The sequence below is a fragment of the Amycolatopsis sp. WGS_07 genome (assembly GCF_045278895.1).
GTDB lineage: Bacteria > Actinomycetota > Actinomycetes > Mycobacteriales > Pseudonocardiaceae > Amycolatopsis.
In genome coordinates this window covers 2872175-2890190 of the sequence record NZ_CP136053.1, presented here as the reverse complement: position 1 = coordinate 2890190, position 18016 = coordinate 2872175, and the positions used below count along the sequence as shown (strand labels likewise).

16 protein-coding genes are annotated in these 18016 nt (G+C 67.8%); 10 read left to right on the top strand and 6 right to left on the bottom strand.

Translation table 11 applies throughout. The features are described from left to right. Positions 1-107: 107 nt before the first annotated feature. Genes RPX00_RS13525 through RPX00_RS13515 form a run of 3 tightly spaced genes read left to right on the top strand, consistent with a single transcriptional unit; the run spans position 108 to position 3389 of the window. Positions 108-551: a helix-turn-helix transcriptional regulator gene (locus tag RPX00_RS13525; protein WP_406639870.1), complete on the top strand. Its 444-nt coding sequence runs from the start codon at positions 108-110 to the stop codon at positions 549-551. Positions 552-561: 10 nt separating this feature from the next. Next, positions 562-972 carry a VOC family protein gene (locus tag RPX00_RS13520; RefSeq protein ID WP_406639869.1) on the top strand — a complete coding sequence of 137 codons (411 nt, stop codon included), beginning with the start codon at positions 562-564 and terminating at the stop codon, positions 970-972. 38 nt (positions 973-1010) lie between these two features. Continuing rightward, positions 1011-3389, top strand: coding sequence for an ATP-binding cassette domain-containing protein (locus RPX00_RS13515; RefSeq protein ID WP_406639868.1), 2379 nt, complete (start codon positions 1011-1013; stop codon positions 3387-3389). Here RPX00_RS13515 and RPX00_RS13510 read toward each other — a convergent pair. After that, positions 3386-4786 (bottom strand): amidase, encoded by a 1401-nt coding sequence (locus RPX00_RS13510; RefSeq protein ID WP_406639867.1) that lies wholly within the window; start codon positions 4784-4786, stop codon positions 3386-3388. The genes RPX00_RS13515 and RPX00_RS13510 overlap by 4 nt on opposite strands. 97 nt (positions 4787-4883) lie before the next feature. Here RPX00_RS13510 and RPX00_RS13505 point away from each other — a divergent pair, with 97 nt between their 5' ends. Further along, complete coding sequence (locus RPX00_RS13505; RefSeq protein ID WP_406639866.1) at positions 4884-5702, top strand: helix-turn-helix domain-containing protein; 819 nt, start codon at positions 4884-4886, stop codon at positions 5700-5702. A 47-nt stretch (positions 5703-5749) separates the two neighbouring features. After that, positions 5750-6922, top strand: coding sequence for a glycosyltransferase 87 family protein (locus RPX00_RS13500; RefSeq protein WP_406639865.1), 1173 nt, complete (start codon positions 5750-5752; stop codon positions 6920-6922). Here RPX00_RS13500 and RPX00_RS13495 read toward each other — a convergent pair. Beyond that, positions 6904-8964, bottom strand: a complete 2061-nt coding sequence (locus tag RPX00_RS13495) for a HelD family protein (RefSeq protein WP_406639864.1) — start codon at positions 8962-8964, stop codon at positions 6904-6906. The two genes, RPX00_RS13500 and RPX00_RS13495, sit on opposite strands and share 19 nt — an antisense overlap. A gap of 85 nt (positions 8965-9049) precedes the next feature. Here RPX00_RS13495 and RPX00_RS13490 point away from each other — a divergent pair, with 85 nt between their 5' ends. After that, on the top strand, positions 9050-9673 hold the full coding sequence (locus RPX00_RS13490) for a TetR/AcrR family transcriptional regulator (protein ID WP_406639863.1): 624 nt from the start codon (positions 9050-9052) through the stop codon (positions 9671-9673). Between the two features lie 26 nt (positions 9674-9699). Here RPX00_RS13490 and RPX00_RS13485 read toward each other — a convergent pair whose 3' ends face one another. Continuing rightward, complete coding sequence (locus RPX00_RS13485) at positions 9700-10941, bottom strand: MFS transporter (RefSeq protein ID WP_406639862.1); 1242 nt, start codon at positions 10939-10941, stop codon at positions 9700-9702. Between the two features lie 26 nt (positions 10942-10967). Beyond that, complete coding sequence (locus RPX00_RS13480) at positions 10968-11735, bottom strand: SDR family NAD(P)-dependent oxidoreductase (protein ID WP_406639861.1); 768 nt, start codon at positions 11733-11735, stop codon at positions 10968-10970. A 137-nt stretch (positions 11736-11872) separates the two neighbouring features. Here RPX00_RS13480 and RPX00_RS13475 point away from each other — a divergent pair, with 137 nt between their 5' ends. The 4 genes from RPX00_RS13475 to RPX00_RS13460 are packed head-to-tail and all read left to right on the top strand — an operon-like array spanning position 11873 to position 16142. Then, positions 11873-12661 carry a DeoR/GlpR family DNA-binding transcription regulator gene (locus RPX00_RS13475; protein WP_406639860.1) on the top strand — a complete coding sequence of 263 codons (789 nt, stop codon included), beginning with the start codon at positions 11873-11875 and terminating at the stop codon, positions 12659-12661. Positions 12662-12717: 56 nt separating this feature from the next. Beyond that, positions 12718-13533 (top strand): BtpA/SgcQ family protein, encoded by an 816-nt coding sequence (locus RPX00_RS13470; protein WP_406639859.1) that lies wholly within the window; start codon positions 12718-12720, stop codon positions 13531-13533. Between the two features lie 9 nt (positions 13534-13542). Continuing rightward, positions 13543-15042 carry an FGGY-family carbohydrate kinase gene (locus RPX00_RS13465; RefSeq protein ID WP_406639858.1) on the top strand — a complete coding sequence of 500 codons (1500 nt, stop codon included), beginning with the start codon at positions 13543-13545 and terminating at the stop codon, positions 15040-15042. Further along, positions 15039-16142, top strand: a complete 1104-nt coding sequence (locus RPX00_RS13460) for an aminopeptidase (RefSeq protein ID WP_406639857.1) — start codon at positions 15039-15041, stop codon at positions 16140-16142. The genes RPX00_RS13465 and RPX00_RS13460 overlap by 4 nt, the downstream gene beginning before the upstream one ends. Here the strand turns inward: RPX00_RS13460 and RPX00_RS13455 are convergent. Then, positions 16139-16786, bottom strand: a complete 648-nt coding sequence (locus RPX00_RS13455) for a hypothetical protein (RefSeq protein ID WP_406639856.1) — start codon at positions 16784-16786, stop codon at positions 16139-16141. The genes RPX00_RS13460 and RPX00_RS13455 overlap by 4 nt on opposite strands. A 106-nt stretch (positions 16787-16892) precedes the next feature. After that, complete coding sequence (locus tag RPX00_RS13450) at positions 16893-17987, bottom strand: alpha/beta hydrolase family protein (RefSeq protein ID WP_406639855.1); 1095 nt, start codon at positions 17985-17987, stop codon at positions 16893-16895. Between the last annotated feature and the right edge of the window lie 29 nt (positions 17988-18016).

Here is an 18016-nt window from a genome sequence, read left to right as displayed (position 1 = left end):
CTCGACACCGTCGCACGGACGCGGCGCGGCGGTCTTGAACGAATCGGCCACCGGCCCGAAAGAGCGGATTACTGGGGCGAAAGCGATCGCCGTGGCACGATTCGGGAGTGACCAGCAAACCGGACGACGCGCAGCGATTGGCCGATCTCGCACGGTTGCGCCGGGTGCGCGACCGGATCGACCGCGAGTACGCCCGGCCCCTGGACGTCGAGGCGCTCGCGCGAAGCGTCAACATCTCCGCCGGGCACCTCAGCCGGCAGTTCCGCGCCGCTTACGGAGAGTCGCCGTACTCGTACTTGATGACCCGTCGCATCGAACGCGCGATGGCGTTGCTGCGCAGGGGCGATCTGAGCGTCACCGAGGTGTGTTTCGAGGTCGGGTTCTCGTCGCTGGGCACCTTCAGCACACGCTTCACTGAGCTGGTCGGGAAGCCGCCAAGCGTTTACCGCCAGGAGGAGACCGGAGCGACCGAGGGCATGGCGCCGTGCGTCGCGAAACAGGTCACCCGACCGATCAGGAATCGAGAAGCACCCCGCTCGGCGCGCACATAGTGTGACCGGCATGGACATGACGATTCACGCGAGCTTCCTCCCGCACACCGATCCGGAAGCGACGCTGACCTTCTACCGCGACGTCCTCGGCTTCGAGGTGCGCAACAACGTCAAGTACGGGGACATGGCCTGGATTACCGTCGGACCGCCCGGACAGCCGGACACTTCCGTCGTGCTGCAGCCGGTCGCCGCGTTCCCCGGCCTCACCGACGACGAACGCCGGATGATCACCGAAATGATGGCCAAGGGCACCTACGCCGCGCTGAACCTGGCCACCAAGGACGTCGACGCGACCTTCAACCGGTTGCAGGCGAGCGACGCCGAGGTCGTGCAGGAACCGACCGACCAGCCCTACGGCGTCCGGGACTGCTCGTTCCGCGACCCGGCGGGCAACCTGATCCGCATCCAGCAAGCGAACTGAAGAGACCGGACCCCCGGGGAAAGAAACAGGGAGAGACGATGACCAAGGCCAAGGGGAAACCCGCGCCGGAGCACGCCGCGGACAGCCACGACCTGATCCGCGTCCAAGGCGCTCGGGTGAACAACCTCAAGGACGTGAGCGTCGAACTCCCGAAGCGCCGGCTGACGGTGTTCACCGGGGTGTCCGGTTCAGGCAAAAGCTCGCTGGTGTTCAGCACGATCGCGGCCGAATCGCAGCGGCTGATCAACGAGACCTACAGCAGTTTCGTACAGGGCTTCATGCCGACGCTGGCCCGGCCCGAGGTCGACGTGCTCGACGGGCTGACCACCGCGATCATCGTCGACCAGCAGCGGATGGGAGCCGATCCGCGTTCGACGGTCGGCACCGCCACCGACGCCAACGCGATGCTGCGGATCCTGTTCAGCAGGCTCGGGACGCCGCACATCGGGTCGTCGCAGGCGTTCTCGTTCAACGTCGCCTCGATCAGCGGCGCGGGCGCGGTCACCGTGCGGCGCGCGGGGAAGGAGATGAAGGAACGGCGCAGTTTCAGCGTCACCGGCGGCATGTGCCCGCGCTGCGAGGGCCGCGGTTCGATCAACGACATCGACCTTACCCAGCTGTACGACGATTCGAAGTCGCTCGCCGAGGGCGCGCTGACCATCCCCGGCTACACCCCGGGCGGCTGGAATTACCGGCTCTACACCGGGTCCGGCCTGATCGACCCGGACAAGCCGATCCGCAAGTACACGAAGCGCGAACTGCAGGACTTCCTGTACAAGGAACCCACGCGGATGAAGGTCGAAGGCATCAACATGACCTACGAGGGTCTGGTGCCGAGGATCCAGAAGTCGTATCTGTCCAAGGACGTCGAGGCGATGCAGCCGCACATCCGCGCGTTCGTGGACCGGGCGGTCACCTTCGCGACCTGCCCGGAGTGCGACGGGACGCGGCTGAGCGAGCTGGCCCGGTCGTCCAAGATCGACGGGATGAGCATCGCCGACGTGTGCGCGATGCAGATCAGCGACCTCGCCGAATGGGTCGGGAAGCTGTCCGATCCGTCGGTCGCGCCGTTGCTCAAGTCGCTGCACGAGACGCTCGAATCGTTCGTGGAGATCGGGCTCGGCTACCTGTCGCTCGACCGGCCCGCCGGCACGCTTTCCGGCGGCGAGGCGCAGCGGGTGAAGATGGTCCGGCATCTCGGATCGTCGCTCACCGACGTCACATATGTCTTCGACGAGCCGACCATCGGCCTGCACCCGCACGACATCCAGCGGATGAACGACCTGCTGCTCCGGTTGCGGGACAAGGGAAACACCGTGCTCGTGGTGGAGCACAAGCCGGAGGCGATCGCGATCGCCGACCACGTGGTCGACCTCGGGCCGGGCGCGGGCACGAACGGCGGCACGGTGTGTTTCGAGGGCACTGTGGACGGTCTGCGCGCGAGCAAGACGTTGACCGGCAAGCATCTGGACGACCGCACCGCGCTCAAACCGTCGGTGCGGGAGCGCACGGGCGTGCTGGAAATCCGCGGCGCGAACACGCACAACCTGCAGGACGTGGACGTCGACATCCCGCTCGGCGTGCTGTGCGTGATCACCGGCGTCGCCGGATCGGGCAAAAGCTCGCTGATCCACGGGTCGATCCGGGAGTCCGACGATGTCGTGTCGGTGGACCAGACCCCGATTCGCGGTTCGCGGCGGAGCAACCCGGCGACCTACACCGGGCTGCTCGAACCGATCCGCAAGGCCTTCGCCAAGGCCAACAACGTGAAGCCCGCGCTGTTCAGCGCCAACTCCGAGGGCGCGTGCCCGAACTGCAACGGCAACGGCGTCATCTACACCGACCTCGGGATGATGGCCGGGGTGGCCACCACCTGCGAGGTCTGCGAGGGCAAGCGGTTCGACACCTCGGTGCTGGAGTACCGCTTCGGCGGACGCGACATCAGCGAGGTGCTCGCGATGTCGGTCGCACAGGCCACCGCCTTCTTCGCCGAAGGCGACGCGAAAACCCCGGCCGCGCACCGGATTCTCGAGCGGATGGAACAGGTCGGGCTCGGCTACCTGACCCTCGGCCAGCCGCTGACCACGCTGTCCGGCGGCGAGCGGCAGCGGCTGAAGCTGGCGACGCACATGGGCGGAGGCGGCGGCGTGTACATCCTCGACGAGCCGACCACCGGCCTGCACCTCGCCGACGTGGAACAGCTGCTCGGGCTGCTGGACCACCTGGTCGAATCGGGCAAGTCGGTGATCGTCATCGAGCACCACCAGGCCGTGATGGCGCACGCCGACTGGATCATCGACCTCGGGCCAGGGGCCGGCCACGACGGCGGCCAGGTGGTCTTCGAGGGGACGCCCGCCGAGCTGGTGAAGAAGAAGCGGACGCTCACCGGGAAGCACCTGGCCGCCTACGTCGGCTAGTCCAGGGGCGGCCGCCGGTCTGTCCAGGGGTGTGCCTGTTCCAGGGTGCGGGAGATCTGCAGCAGCAGGTCTTCCCGCCACGGCGCGGCCACCAGCTGGACGCCGACCGGCAAGCCGCTGGCCTGGTCGTGGTGCAGCGGGAGGGAGATCGCCGGCTGGCCGGTCACGTTGAACAGCGACGTGAAGACGCCCATCGGGTACGCGGCGGTCACCGGGTTTCCGCTGGCCCGCCACGCGCCGACCTTCGGCGGGAGGCACGCCATGGTCGGCGTGACCAGCAGGTCGAAGGTGTCGGTGAAGGCTTCGACAATGCGGCGGGACAGGACCTGGGTCTGGTGCACGCTCTGCGCGTAAGTCCAGGAATCGACGTTCCTCGCGGCTTCGCGCTGTGCCCGGTTGTGCGGTTCGATGCGGTCCGGGTCGACCACCGGGACGCCGGCGCTGGCGACGTTCCAGACCTTTATGAACGTCGAGATCAGTTCCTCCGACGTCGGCATCGGCAGCGGTTTGTCGACGATCTGGTGTCCGGCTTCTTCCAGCGCGCGAAGGGTTTTGTCGACCGCGGTCAGACAAGCCGGGTCGACTTCGATCCCGTCGATCAGCGAGGTCGTGAGCACGCCGATCCGCAGGCCAGCCGGTGGTTTTGTGTCCAGTGCTTCGGCGAGCGGCCGCGTAGGCGTCGGCTGCGACCACCACGCGCCCGGGTCGTGCTTCGTGAGAACGTCCAGTACCGCGGCGGTGTCGGCCAGAGTCCGGCTGACGACGCCGCTGGTCGCGAAGCCTTCGACCTCCACCACGGCGTTCGTGACCAGGCCGCGGGTCGGCTTCAGCCCGACGAGCCCGGTGCACGACGCCGGGATCCGGATCGATCCGCCGCCGTCCTCCGCGTGCGCGACCGGAGCCATTCCGGCGATGACGGCGATCCCCGCGCCGCTCGACGAACCGCCGGGCGTGCGATCCGGGTCCCACGGATTGCGCGAGATGCCCTGCGCCTCGCTTTCGGTGAAAGGCACCGCGCCGAACTCCGAGGTCGTGGTCTTGCCGAGCGGGAGGAAGCCCGCGTCGGTGAACCGCCGCACGATCGGGTCCGACTTCGGCTGCGGAGCGCGGTCGGTGGCCAGCGAGCCGTACGTGGTCGGCCAGCCTCCGACGTTGACGAGGTCCTTGATCGGCAGCGGAACCCCGTGGAACGGCGGCAGCTCCTCCGGCGCACACCGCACCACGGCGTCCTCGGCGGCTCTCGCGGCCGCGCGGACCTCGTCGTCGGCGCGGAAGCAGAAGGCGTTGAACTTCGGGTCCAGCGCGGCGATGCGGTCGAGGTAGCAGTCGGCGACCTCGACCGGGCTCACCTCCTTCGCGCGGATCGCGGCGGCGAGTTCTCCTGCGGAATTGATCATCACGGATCCCCTTTCCGGTACCCGTTCAGCCTGGTCGGGACGGGGGTCGCCGGTATTGAAGAAATGTCGCGCCGCCGGATTTGGCTACGCTGGCGGCATGCGACCAGCCGAGTGGGCTCGCGACGGGGCAGCGGTGTGGGGCATCGCCGTGCCGTCCCGGCCGATCCGGCTGCCGGGCGTGCAGATGGCCGGATTCGTTGGCGACACCATTGATCAGATCGACCTGACGGTCGTCCCGTACCCGGCGGTCACGCTGTTCGTCAATCTCCGCGAGCGGCTGCTCGTCAACGGCGTGGCGCGCGGCAGCGTCGTCGCCGGGCTCGCGCCGCAGGGGATGCGCGTGCGCGGACAAGACGTCGAATGCGTGCAGATCCGGCTCTCGCCCGAGGTCGCGCACGCGGTGCTCGGGACGGATCTGACCGGCGAGATCGTCCCGCTCGAGGACGTCTGGCCTACCGGGCTGTCTGACCGGCTGCGCGCGCTCAGCTCATGGAACGACCGGTTCGCGCTGGTAGAAGCCACGCTGGGCAAGCAGTACGAGGCCGGGCGCACGGTCGATCCGGAAGTCGCCTTCGCTTGGCGACGGATGGACGCGCGCCGCGGTCAGGTGCGGATCGACCAGCTGGCCGACGAGACCGGCTGGAGCCGGAAGCGGCTGTGGTCCCGGTTCCGCGGCCAGCTCGGGCTCAGCCCGAAACGCGCGGCGCAACTGGTCCGGTTCGACCACGCGGTGCATCGGCTCGCGGCTGGTGAGAGCCCGGCTTCGGTGGCCGCGGAGAGCGGGTATGCCGACCAGGCGCACCTGCACCACGAGGTCAAAGCCTTCGCCGGAATCACGCCCGCGGCCGCCGCGAACGCGCCGTGGCTCGCGGTCGACGAAGTCGCCTGGTCCCGCCCCCACTGCGCGAACGGGTGACTCCCCCGGCATGATCGCGGAGTGACTTCCATCCGGCCCCCGCTCTCGTGCTGCGCCGGTGGCTAGACGACGCCGGCACCCGTCGGCGGACGGTGTTCGCGCTGGTCATCGCCGCGGTGGCGGTGGCAGCGACCATTCTGTGGCTCGTCTGCACGATGTGGCCGCTCGACCTGGAGATCTACCGGTCCGGCGCGCGGGCGCTGGCCCAGGGCGAGGACGTCTACGGCCCGCTCCCGCCGACTCGCGCCGGGCTGATCCTGCCCTTCATCTACCCGCCGTTCGCGGCCGTCGTGTTCCTGATCTTCGCCGCGCTGCCGTTGCCGCTGGGCGCGATGCTGATGCTCGCCATCTCGCTGACCGCGCTCTGCGGAACGGTCTACGTCGTGGTCCGGCCGCGCGCTCAGCGACGGACCGCCTTGCTGGCCGCACTGCTGGTCGGCGCCGGTTCGCTGGCCTTCGAACCGGTCCGGGAAACGTTGTGGTTCGGGCAGATCAACCTGCTGCTGATGGCGCTCGTGGTGATCGACTGCCTCGGCCCCCGGACGCGCCTGCCGCGCGGGGTCCTGCTCGGCCTCGCCGCCGCCATGAAGATCACCCCGGCCGGATTCCTGCTGTTCTTCCTACTGAAAAAGGACTTCCGCGCGGCGGTGACCACGGTGGTCACCTTCGTGCTCGCCGGTGCGGCCGGGTTCGTGATCGCACCGGAAGCGTCGATGAAGTACTGGTTCGGCGGGGGGCTGACCGGCGCGTCCGGGATGAGCGGGTCGATCTTCGCGACGAACCAGACCATCCAGGGCGCGGTGCACCGATTCGGGATTCCGGACACGCCGACGCTGATCCTGGTCGCGGTGCTGACCTTGGCCGCGCTGGCGCTAACTGTGCCCGCGATGTTGCGCGCCGACCCGCCGATGGCGTTTCTGCTCAACACCGCGGCGGTGCTGGTGTGTTCGCCGATTTCCTGGTCGCACCACTGGGTGTGGATCGTGCCCGCGCTCGTGCTGTTCGCCGCCCGGGCGCACACCCGGATCGCGGTCGCCGGGTTGGCCGCCGTGGCCGCGATCTTCGTAATCGCGCCGCACTCGTGGCTGCCGAAGAACGGGTACCTGGAGCTGACCTGGGGACCCGTCGAGCACGTGATCGGCAACAGTTATTTGCTGCTGGCGCTGGGTTTCCTCGGCTGGCAGTGCTACGCGACGCGGCGTCAGACCGTCGCGGTCTGAGGCAGCAACGGCTCCGGCAGCGGATCCGCGTGCAGGACGTGCAACGTGCTGACCGCGCGGGTGAGCGCGACGTACAACCGTTGCAGCCCACGCTCTTCCGCCGCCACAATCCGCGCCGGCTCGACCACCAGGACGGTGTCGTACTCCAGGCCCTTCGCCAAACTCACCGGTGCCAGCGTGATCCGGGCCGTTCCGTCGGTGCCCAGCACCACGTGGTCGAGCCCGTGTTCGGTGAGGGCTCGGTGCAGCTCCGGGATGTCGTCGTCCGCCGCCAGCAACCCGATCGACCCCTCCTCCTTGAGCGCGGTCGCGCAGGCCGTAACCGCGGCGGCGACCGTCTCTCCCGGAGCGGTTTCGGTGCGGTGCAAGGCATCCGCGGAATGCCGGAATGACGTGGGACTACGCAGGTCAGGCGCGATGTGCGGGAGCAGCCGAGCGGCGAAGTCGAGTACCTCCGCCGGAACGCGGTAGCCGTGCGTGAGTTCCTCGATCCGCCCGTTGGATCGTTCGAGATGAGTCAGCACCGCGCCCCAATCGCGGACCGCGGACGGACTGGTCGCCTGCGCGACATCCCCGAGGACCGTGCACGCCCCCGCCAGCCTGCGCGCGATCGCCCGCAAGTGCATCGGACTGAGATCCTGCGCCTCGTCCACCACGACGTGCCCCAGCTTCGGCGGACGCTCGACCAGCGCCGCGACCTCGTCCACCAACGCCAGATCGAGCGTTGACCAGGTCATCGCCTTACGACTGCGCGGCCGCGGACGCAGTAGAGCTTCCTGCTCCTCCGCAGTCAGAATTCCGTCCGCCGCCTCCGCGAGACAGTTCTTGTCGGTGAGCAGGTCGTAAATCAGCCGCGCTGGCTCGACCGGCGGCCACATGTCGCGGACCGCCTTGGTGATCGCGGCGTTGCGGCGGAGCTGGTGCAGAGTCGCGCTCGTGCCGCCGGACCGTTCCATTTCCCGGAGAATCCGATGTGCGAGCCGCTGGGCCAGCAGTTCGCGACCAGCGCTGTAGTCCGCGCCGCGGCTGAGGATTTCGGCGAGTTCCTCGGCGATGTCCTCCGGATACAGCCGCCAGGTCCGGTGCTGGTACTTGACCTCGAGCGTCCGGTCGACCGGCCGGATCCGCGCCCACAGATGCCGCCGGACGACCTCCGCCATCCGGACGTCGCCCTTGATCCGCGCGGTTCGCGGATCGTCGACGCGCTCGGCCGGGAGCCCCGCGCCGGTCAGTTCGTCAATCGTGGCTTGGGAAACCGCGACCTCACCGAGCGCCGGAAGCACGCCCGCGATGTAGGAGAGAAACGACCGGTTCGGCCCGATCACCGCGACCCCGCCGGCCTTCTGCAGCCGGACCCGCTCGGTGTACAGCAGATACGCCAGCCGATGCAGCCCGACCGCGGTCTTCCCGGTGCCCGGTGCCCCCTGAATGCACAGCGTCCGGTCGACCGGCGCGCGAACCAGCCGCATCTGGTCCGGTTGAATGGTGGCGACGATGTCCCGCATCGGCCCCTGCCGCGGCCGCTCGATCTCCGCCGTGAGCAGCCGATTCGCCGAAGAACCGGGCCGATCGAGCGGTTCGTCCTCGTACGCGCTGAGCACCCCGGCCTGATCGAAGCCGTAGCGGCGCCGGACCCGCACGCCCATCGGATGGTCGTGATCAGCCTCGTAAAACGCCCTCGCGAGCGGCGCCCGCCAATCGATCACCAGAGGTTCGCCGTCGTCGTCCCGGATTCCTCGGCGCCCCAGGTAAACGAGGTCATGCTCCGGCGGCCGGGTATGCGTCCCGCGCGCGGCTTCGTAGACCTCGCCCGGCGGATAGTCGAGACGGCCGAAGAAGAGCGGCGCGTCGTCGATATCCGCTAGCTCCTCGGCGATCTCGGTGCGAAACTGCCTGAGGACGTGATTGAAGTACTTGTCGTCGAACGCGTCGCCCTCGCCCATCCCCGTCGCGATCGCGGTGCTGATCTCCTCCCGCATGCGCTCCAGTTCCGCGTGACAGGCCTGGAGATACTCGCGCTCCGCCCGGATCTCTGGTTCCACTCCCGCCCCCTGTTTCTTGACTAGGTTAAATATACAACTCAGTCAAATTTTTATCCGGGTTCGGTTCCCGGCTAGGCTGACGCCCGTGTCAGGACTGCGCGAGCGCAAACGCCGCCGCACGAGGGAAGCGATCGCCTCGGCGGCGCTGCGCCTGTTCCGGGAGTCGGGCTTCGACGGGGTCTCGGTAGCCGACATCGCGGCCGAGGCAGAGGTCTCGAAGCCGACGCTGTTCGCGTACTTCCCGACCAAGGAAGACCTGGTCATCCACCAGTTCGCCGACGAGAACGGCCCAGCGGAAATCGTCCGCGCCCGAGCGAAGGGAGAGTCTCCGCTGTCCGCGCTGGAACGGTCGTTCCTGGCCCGGCTGGCCGACCGCGACCCGCTGACCGGCCTGAACGACTCACCAGACGCGATCACCAGCCACACCCTGCTGTACTCGACACCGGCGCTGCTGGCCCGGCTGGCGACGTACCTGTTGGAGAAGGAGCAGGAACTGGTCGAGGAGCTGCAGTCATCGTGCGGAGTCGCGGACGAGTTCACGGCGCGACTGGTGGCGGCGCAGATTTTCGGGGCGCAGCGGATCCTGGGGTTTCACAACGCCCGGGAGATCCGGTCTGGGCGAAGCGCTGACGAGACGTACCCGGAGGCGGTTGCCCGGGCGGAGGCGGCTTATCGGGTGTTGACGGAGGGGCTGTCTTCGGTGCTGTGACTCGGCGCTGTCCTGGCCCGATCCGCCTATCCCACCGCCTTCCGAGGCGTCACGTACCAAACCGTGCACCCCACCGCCACATAGAGCAGCCCCATAATCCACGCCACCCCCACATACCCGATGAGATGCGCGAACAACGCCACAAGCAACGGACCGGCCAAAGTGGACAGTCCGGCCCCGAGGTTGAGGATGGACAAGGCCGCCCCCTTGTTGGACTTCACGATGTTCGCCACGATCGCGTCCAGCGGCACGTACCCGGCGATGCACATCCCGAGCAGCAATCCCACGATCAGCAACGCCCAGTAATTATGCCCAAACACCTGCGGCGCATAGAAAAACGCCAGCACCGACACCGCACCGCCGAAGCCGCCGAAGTAGGCAATCGTCCGTTTCCAGCCCATCCGGTCGCCGAGATGCCCGGACAGCAGGTTGAACACGATGTTGGACAGCCAGATCGTCCCCCAGATGCTGAGCCATTCCGACGTGCTGTACCCAAACTGCTGCAGGTAAAGCGGGACGAAAACCGGCAACCCGAACTGCGGCAACGTGTTCACGATGCGAATCCCGAGCACCAGCAACAGCCGCGGTTCCGTGCGCACGATGGTGAACAGCGACGCCAGTTCCCGCCACCGATGCCCGGCTCGATCCGGTTTGATGTCATCCCGGTTCAGCACCACGATCGCGAACGTGCCGAGCGCCGCCCACACGATGGTGCACCACAGCACCGGAATCTCGCCCATCGCTTTGATCAGCAGATCCGAACCATACGCGCCGACCACGCTCATTCCGCCGGAAAAGGCGAACCAGAACCAGCCGTACGCCGCGCTCATCCGGTTGCGTTCGGCGCGGTAGGCGATCCAGACCAGGAACGAATACGAGAACAGCGGATAGCTGAAACCCTTGATCGCGTAACCGGCGAACAGCGCCCACACCGCTTGCTGCTGCACGCCGACCAGCACGAACAGCGTGGTACCGGCAGTGAACAGCAGGAACGCGATCAACATGGTGCGTTTCGCGCCGACGATCTCGAAGAACACCCCGGACAGCCAGGACGCGATCGAAACCGTGACCCCGTAAGTGGAGAACACGGCGGCGACAACGCTGACGTCGACGCCCCGATCCACGAGGTACGGGCTCAGCCAGCTCAGTTCGAGACCGATGCCGACCATGAACAGGAAAATGCCGACGAAACCCCAGGAAATCTTCTTCGGGATCCCGATCCGGGACAGCAGGTCTCGCGGCGGCGCTTCGGGGACGGTGTTGACCATGGGAGATAGCCGTTCTGTGCGGGCGTCTACTGCGCGGTCCAGCCACCGTCGGCCGGCAGGATGACGCCGGTCAGGTAGCTCGACTCGTCGGACGCGAAGAACAGGGCGATGTTGGCGATCTCCTCGGAGGTGCCCATCCGGCCGAGCAGGTTGTTCGAGAAATGCTCCTCGTCCTCGGCGCTCTTGATCGCGTCGGCCATCATCGGAGTGCGGATCGAACCCGGGCAAATGCAGTTGACCCGCACGCCTTTGCGGCCGTAATCCACCGCCCACACCCTGGTCAGCGCGACGAGCCCGCCCTTGGACGCGGTGTAGGCGTCCGCACCGGGCATGCCGACGATGCCGTTGATCGACGCGTTGTTGATGACCGAACCGCCGCCGCCCTCGATCATGATCGGCAGGACGTGCCTGGTCACGTTGGCCGCGCCGTCGAGGTTGATCTCGAGGATCTTGCGCCAGTGCGCCGGGGGCGTGTCCAGCACCGTCGTCATGGTGTAGGTGTCGTTGGACGAGTAGCCGATCCCGGCGTTATTGAATAACACGTCGATCGCGCCGAACTCGGTGCGCACCGCGGCGATGGTTTCCGCGACCGCGGGTTCGTCGGAGATGTCGAGCTGGTGGAAGACGGCGCGCCGGCCAGCCTCGGTCAGTTCGGCGGCCACGGCTTTGCCCTGGTCAGCGTTCCAGTCCAGCAGCGCGACCGCCGCGCCCTCCTCGGCGAACCGGCGCGCGGCCGCGGCGCCCTGTCCGCTCGCGGCGCCGGTGATCACGGCGACTTTGCCGTCCAGCCTCATGAGCAACTCCTCTGTCTGTGATGCGATCACAGTGGAGGCTACGCTTTTGCGAAACTATCACACAAGACCTGAACTTTTTGAGAATTTGTGTGATAAAGTCACAACATCATCCCGACAGCGGCGAGGAGAGAGGTCCCATGGCGGGCGATGTCAGCGAGCGGCAGCGACTGATCCGCGAGTGCGTAGTGGCTCACGGCGAGATCACGTTCGCCGATCTCGCCGACGAGTTCGACGTCTCCGAGATGACGATCCGCCGCGACATCGACGTGCTCGCCGCCGCGGGTTCGGTGCGCAAGGTGATCGGCGGCGCGATCGCGATCGGCAAGTTCGCCGAACCGTCGTTCGAGTCCCGCGCGGACCACGAAGCCGCGGGTAAACAGCACATCGCCGAAGCCGTGGTCGGCCGCCTGCGCGCACGGGAAACGGTGATTCTCGACAGCGGCAGCACCGCGCTCGCGGTCGCCAGGGCGCTCAAAGGCTCGGGTCTCGGGCTCACCGTGCTGACCCCGAGCGTCCTGGTCGCGGTCGAACTCGCCAGCGAACCGGACACCACGGTGCTGCTCGCCGGCGGCCTGGTCCGGCCCGGCGAGCTGAGCCTCATCGGCACCGACACCGTCGAATGGTTCGCCCGGTACAACTGCGACACGTTCGTCATGGGCGTCGCCGGCGTGGCCGTCACCCGCGGTTTCACCGATTACCACCGCGATGAAAGCGCCGTGAAGCGCGCCGCGATCGCCGCCGCCGACCGGCTGATCGTGGTAGCCGATCACACCAAGCTCGACCGCTCCCACCTGGTCAACATCGCCCCGCTCGACGCGGCGGAAATCCTGGTGACCGACGGGGAGCCGGACCATCCGGTGGTCGCCGCCGCCGCGCAGAGCGGCATCGAGGTGGTCACCGTGGCCAGCCCGAAAGCCAAGTCCTGACCTCAGCGATCAGCGCGGATCGCCGTTCCGGCACCGACAAGAAAGAGCACTCTCGCATGACCACCTGGCTTGACGACGTCTTCGCCGCGCCCAAACCGATTATCGCGATGCTGCACCTGTCCGCGCTGCCGGGCGATCCCGGGTACGACAGCAAAGCGGGCATCTCCGCGATCGTGGACCGCGCGAAGGCCGAACTGGACGCGCTGCAGACCGGCGGCGTCGACGGCGTGATGATCTCCAACGAGTTCAGCCTCCCGTACCTCACCCAGACCGAGCCGATCACCGCGATCTCGATGGCCCGCGTCATCACCGAGCTGCTGCCCGAGATTTCCGTGCCCTACGGGGTAAACGTGCTGTGGGACGGCCGCGCCTCGATCGACCTCGCGGTCGCCACCGGCGCGCAGTGGGTGAGAGAAATTTTCACCGGCGTCTACGCCAGCGACTTCGGACTGTGGAACACCAACATCGGCGAGGTCGCCCGGCACCGGCACCGGATCGGTGCGGACGGCGTGAAGCTGCTGTTCAACATCGTGCCGGAATCGGCGGCGTACCTCGCCGAGCGGAGCCTCGCGTCCATCACCGCGAGCACGGTGTTCGCGACGCTGCCGGACGGGATCTGCGTTTCCGGCCTCACCGCGGGCGCGCCGACCGACACCCAGTCGCTGAAAATCGTCAAGGACGCGGCCGGTTCGGTGCCGGTTTTCGTGAACACCGGCGTGAAGGCGCACAACGCCGCGGACCAGCTGGCCATCGCCGACGGCGCGGTCGTGGGCACCTACTTCAAGGAGGACGGCGTCTTCGAGAACCGTGCGAGCGTCGACCGCGTGCGCGAACTCGTCGGTGCAGTGCGCGACTTCCGCAAGACCCTGTAAGGAAAAACGATGACTGTCGTGCTCGGGGTGGACATCGGCACCTATGAGGCGAAAGGCGTGCTGGTACGCGCGGACGGGCACATCGTCGCGCAGCACCGGCGGCCGCACCGGGTCACCGTACCCGCGCCGGGCTTCCTGGAGCACGACCCGGAAACCGTGTGGTGGCAAGGCTTCGTCGCGGTCACCGCTGCCCTGCTCACCGAAAGCGGACTGTCCGCAATGGACATTGCCGCGGTCGCGGTGAGCGGGATCGGCCCGTGCGTCCTGCCGATCGACGCCGACGGAAACCCGTTGCGCGGCGCGATCCTGTACGGCGTCGACGCGCGGGCCGAGGAGCAGATCGCCCAGCTCAACGCCGCGCTGGGCCCGGTCGAGGTGCTGCGCAGCGGTACCGCGCTCACGTCGCAATCAGCGGGTCCGAAGGTCAACTGGATCGAACAGCACGAGCCAGCCGTCTTCGCCCGCGCCGCGAAATTCGTGACCTGCCAGACGTTCGTCACCGGACGGCTCACCGACCGATGGATCATCGACTACGCCACCGGCGCGTACTACCACCCGTTCTACGACCAGCGCACCCACACGTGGAACCTCGACGGAAACCCGGGCACGCTGCGGATCGAGCAACTGCCCGAACTGGGCTGGTCATCCGACGTCGCCGGGGAGATCACCGCGTCGGCAGCAGCCGAAACCGGTCTCCGCGCCGGCACTCCGGTGCTGGTCGGCGCACCCGACGCGGCCGCCGAAGCACTCAGCGCGGGCGTGACCTCGCACCGCGACATGATGCTGATGTACGGCTCGTCGCATTTCCTCATCGAAGTGCTCGACGCACCGCACAACTCGCCTGACCTGTGGCCCGCCCCGTTCCTGTTCCGCGACACCTACCTGCTCGCCGCCGGAACCGCGACCGCCGGCAGCTTCACCCGCTGGTACGCCGACCTACTGGCCCCCGACGCGGGCGGCAGCGACGAGGTGTTCGGCGAACTCGCCGGCCTGGCCGCGAAATCCCCGCCTGGCGCACGCGGCCTGCTGGCCCTGCCGTACCTGAGCGGCGAACGAACCCCGCTGTACGACGCGGGCGCGCGCGGCGCTTTCCTCGGCCTGTCCCTGGACCACAACCGCGGCGACCTGGCCAGGGCGGTAGTGGAATCGATCGCCCACAGCGCCGCCGCTGCCCTGCGTTCGTTCGACGCGGAAGGCCTTCCACCACAACGCATCCGAGCGGTCGGCGGCGGGACGAAGAACCGCGTGTGGGCCCAAGCGGTCACCGACATCAGCGGCTACCCACAGGAAATCGTGTCCGGCCCCGGCGCGGCCTACGGCGACGCGATGCTCGCCGCCCGCGCGGTGCTGAATCCGCGCGACCTCGACCAGTGGGTCACCCCGACCGCAACGCTCGTGCCCCGCACCGAGTACACCGCGCTGTACGCCCGGCAACGCGAACTGTTCGACGAGTTCTACCGGGCCACCCGGCCGATCCTGGCCGGCCTGATCGAACTGAGGGAGTCATGACCGACCAGCGCTGGGCACAGCTAGCCGACCACATCGCGACCCGGCTGGAAGTGACGGCCGATTCGCGGGTGAGCATTTTCGTCAACGACGCCGCGGCATTGCCCGGTGCGCACGCGCTGATCCAGGCGGTCACCCAGCGCGGCGCGGCCGTGCAAACCGTCTACACCAGCGAATTCGCCGAAGCCGACGCACTAGCCGCGTACGATCTGGACCAGCTCGCCGCCCCCGCGCCGGTCGAGCGCGCCGCGATGGAATGGTCCACTGTGCACGTTTCGCTGCGCGCCATGCTGTGGCCGGAAGCCGACACTTCGTCCATTGTGGACTTGCCGCAACGGCTGGCCGCCTTGCGTACCGCCAAAGGCGTTGTATCGACCCTGCGTTGGCAAGGCACCCGCTGGGCAGTGGTACGCATCCCGACCCCGGACTGGGCCGCCCGGATCAACGTCCCGGCGGAAACCCTGCTCAACGAGTTCTTCGCCGGTGCCCTGGACGACTGGGACGCGAACCGCAAACTCTGGCAACCCGTCGCCGACGCCCTCACCGACGGTGCGGAAGTCACCATCACCTCCGCCGACACCGACCTGACCCTGGGCATCGCCGGCCGCCGCGGCGTCCTCTTCGCCGGAGACGCGAACCTCCCCGACGGCGAAGTGGCCACCGCCCCGGTAGACAACCAGGTCGATGGCCACATCACTTTTGCCGGCACCGCGATTTTCGCCGGTCAGGTCTTCGAAGATCTGCGACTGGAATTCGCCGCGGGCCAGGTCGTGGACGTCCGGGCCACCCGAGGCGCGGACGTCGCCCGCGCCCTCATCGACACCGACGAAGGTTCGCACCGGGTCGGTGAACTGGGCATCGGCGTGAGTTCCGCGGTCCGGCAGTGGACCGGCGACCTGTTCATCGACGAGAAGATCCTCGGCACCGTGCATCTCGCGCTGGGCCGGGCGTATCCGGAATGCGGCGGGGTGAACCAATCCTCGCTGCACTGGGACATCGTCAAGGATCTCCGCTCGACCGCCCCCGGTGGCGGCGGCACCCTGGCGATCGACGGCACCCCCATCGTCGACCGCGGCCACGTGGTGTGGCCTGGGCTGAGTTAGTTCTGGTCCGGGTTGTCGATCGGCGCGCCGTGGTACCCAGTGCCCTGGTCCTGCGCGGCCGGCGGGTCGACCGGCACACCGTGGTAGCCGGTGCCCTGCTCCTGCCGATCCGGGTTGTCGATCGGGGCGCCGTTGTAGCCCGTGCCCTGCTCCTGCGGGCTCGGAGTGTTCTCGTCCTTGGGCGGGGTGGTGTGCATCTTGAGCCCGTCCTTCTCGCACCGGACCTCGTGCGTGCCCTCCGCACCGGTGTCGGTCAGGCACTGCCAGCCCTGGACGGTCATCATGTAGTTGACCCCGACGGCCTTGTCGATATTGTCGAAGTATTCGGTAATAACGTTGAACGCTTCGGTGCAGCCAACCGTACCGGCCTTAGTCGCATCGGCAATCAAAGAAACCTTGCGCGGCCCGACAGTACCGCCGTGCTCACTGCAATTAACGTCCTCCGAACCGCCCCCGACACCACCGCTGCCACCCTTTTTCACCGGCGCTTCCGGCTGCTGGACCTGGCTCTTCGCCGCGACGTTCACCGGAGCGGACTGGTTGCTCGCCGGTGCGGCTGAATTCTGTCCAGAGCACGCGGAAAGCAGCGCGACCGCACCCAGCGCCGCTCCGACGGTGGCCAATTTGACAGTCTTCATGAGCATTTCAATTCTCCCCTGACCCGCACTTGGCTTTCCCTTTGCCTATAGAGACGCACGGTGCCGGAGGGGGTTGCGAAGAAATTCCCATCGACTTCTCGACGGGCAGGTCTCAGCCCCAAAACCGCACTTCGGGGTACCGCGGAGACGGCCCGTCCAGCAGCTTCTGATGCATCTCGCGCAGGTTCTGGTCCAGGAACGCGGTCAGGTACGCCTCGCTGACCCGGATCCCCCGCAACGGATCGATCCGAAGCCCCGGAATCTGAATTCCGGCCTGCTGGCACAGCAGCAGCTGATCGGTGAACATGCTGTGCTCACCGCCCTCGACGGTGAGCCACCGCTTCCACCCGGTCATCCCGCGCCACGCCTCGTCCCATGACGGGTCCAGCGTCCCGCCCGGCGCGTGCTCGGCCACCCCGAACTGCAGAAACGGCCGGTCCAGTCCAGTCACCGGCAGGTAGTACTTGCCGTCCAGCGCCGCCCCCGCGCGAATCCGCCGGTCAGCCAGCATCGCCGGCGGCGTGGCGGCCCCGCCGATCGAATGCCCGATCATCGCGATCCGCCGCTCGTCGATCAGCCGTCCACCGCCCCACACCGGATGCCGCCCGACGAGCCGATCAAGCACGAACGACACGTCCGCCGCGCGGGCTTTGACGAGTTTTTCCCAGTCCTGGATCTGACACGCCACGCATTCCGTCGTATGTCCGTCCGGGAAGGTCGTCGCAGTCGACTCGTAGTTGTGCCCGATCCCCGCCACGACGTACCCGCGGCTGGCCAGCTCCTCCGCCAGCGACGACAACGTCGCGCGCGGCAACGTGAACCCGGGCGAGAGCACGACCAACGGCATCCGCCGGTACTGCGGCCAGGCGTCCACAGTGGAATGGAGCCGGACCTTGGTCAGCAGGTCCCGAGGCATCGCCGGATCCCCCAGCTCCGCCACCATCAGTTCCGATTCCCGCTGCGTGAGGTACTGCGTTGCCCGTCGTCCGGGAAACTGCGCCGGGTACCACAGCGTGACCATCATTTCCCGCCGCTGCGAAGGAACCCACGGATCCGCACGGGAGGTGTCGGTGAAGTGAAAGGTGGCGGTCCCGATCGGACTGACGCCAGCGGGTTCCGGCAACGCCAATCGCGGTGCCGCCTGCGCTGTCCCCGCCCCAACCACTACCAGCATCGCCGCGATGATCGCTATTACGCGCAGTCTCATGCTCTCAGCATGGAGCCGCTCGACCCTGA

Excerpts from the sequence above, each read along its gene's own strand:
- RPX00_RS13480 (WP_406639861.1), bottom strand. The coding sequence starts at position 11,735 with ATGAGGCTGGACGGCAAAGTCGCCGTGATCACCGGCGCCGCGAGCGGA.
- RPX00_RS13470 (WP_406639859.1), top strand. The coding sequence starts at position 12,718 with ATGACCACCTGGCTTGACGACGTCTTCGCCGCGCCCAAACCGATTATC.
- RPX00_RS13520 (WP_406639869.1), top strand. The coding sequence starts at position 562 with ATGGACATGACGATTCACGCGAGCTTCCTCCCGCACACCGATCCGGAA.
- RPX00_RS13460 (WP_406639857.1), top strand. The coding sequence starts at position 15,039 with ATGACCGACCAGCGCTGGGCACAGCTAGCCGACCACATCGCGACCCGG.
- RPX00_RS13510 (WP_406639867.1), bottom strand. The coding sequence starts at position 4,786 with ATGATCAATTCCGCAGGAGAACTCGCCGCCGCGATCCGCGCGAAGGAG.
- RPX00_RS13455 (WP_406639856.1), bottom strand. The coding sequence starts at position 16,786 with ATGCTCATGAAGACTGTCAAATTGGCCACCGTCGGAGCGGCGCTGGGT.
- RPX00_RS13450 (WP_406639855.1), bottom strand. The coding sequence starts at position 17,987 with ATGAGACTGCGCGTAATAGCGATCATCGCGGCGATGCTGGTAGTGGTT.
- RPX00_RS13485 (WP_406639862.1), bottom strand. The coding sequence starts at position 10,941 with ATGGTCAACACCGTCCCCGAAGCGCCGCCGCGAGACCTGCTGTCCCGG.
- RPX00_RS13475 (WP_406639860.1), top strand. The coding sequence starts at position 11,873 with ATGGCGGGCGATGTCAGCGAGCGGCAGCGACTGATCCGCGAGTGCGTA.
- RPX00_RS13465 (WP_406639858.1), top strand. The coding sequence starts at position 13,543 with ATGACTGTCGTGCTCGGGGTGGACATCGGCACCTATGAGGCGAAAGGC.
- RPX00_RS13515 (WP_406639868.1), top strand. The coding sequence starts at position 1,011 with ATGACCAAGGCCAAGGGGAAACCCGCGCCGGAGCACGCCGCGGACAGC.
- RPX00_RS13505 (WP_406639866.1), top strand. The coding sequence starts at position 4,884 with ATGCGACCAGCCGAGTGGGCTCGCGACGGGGCAGCGGTGTGGGGCATC.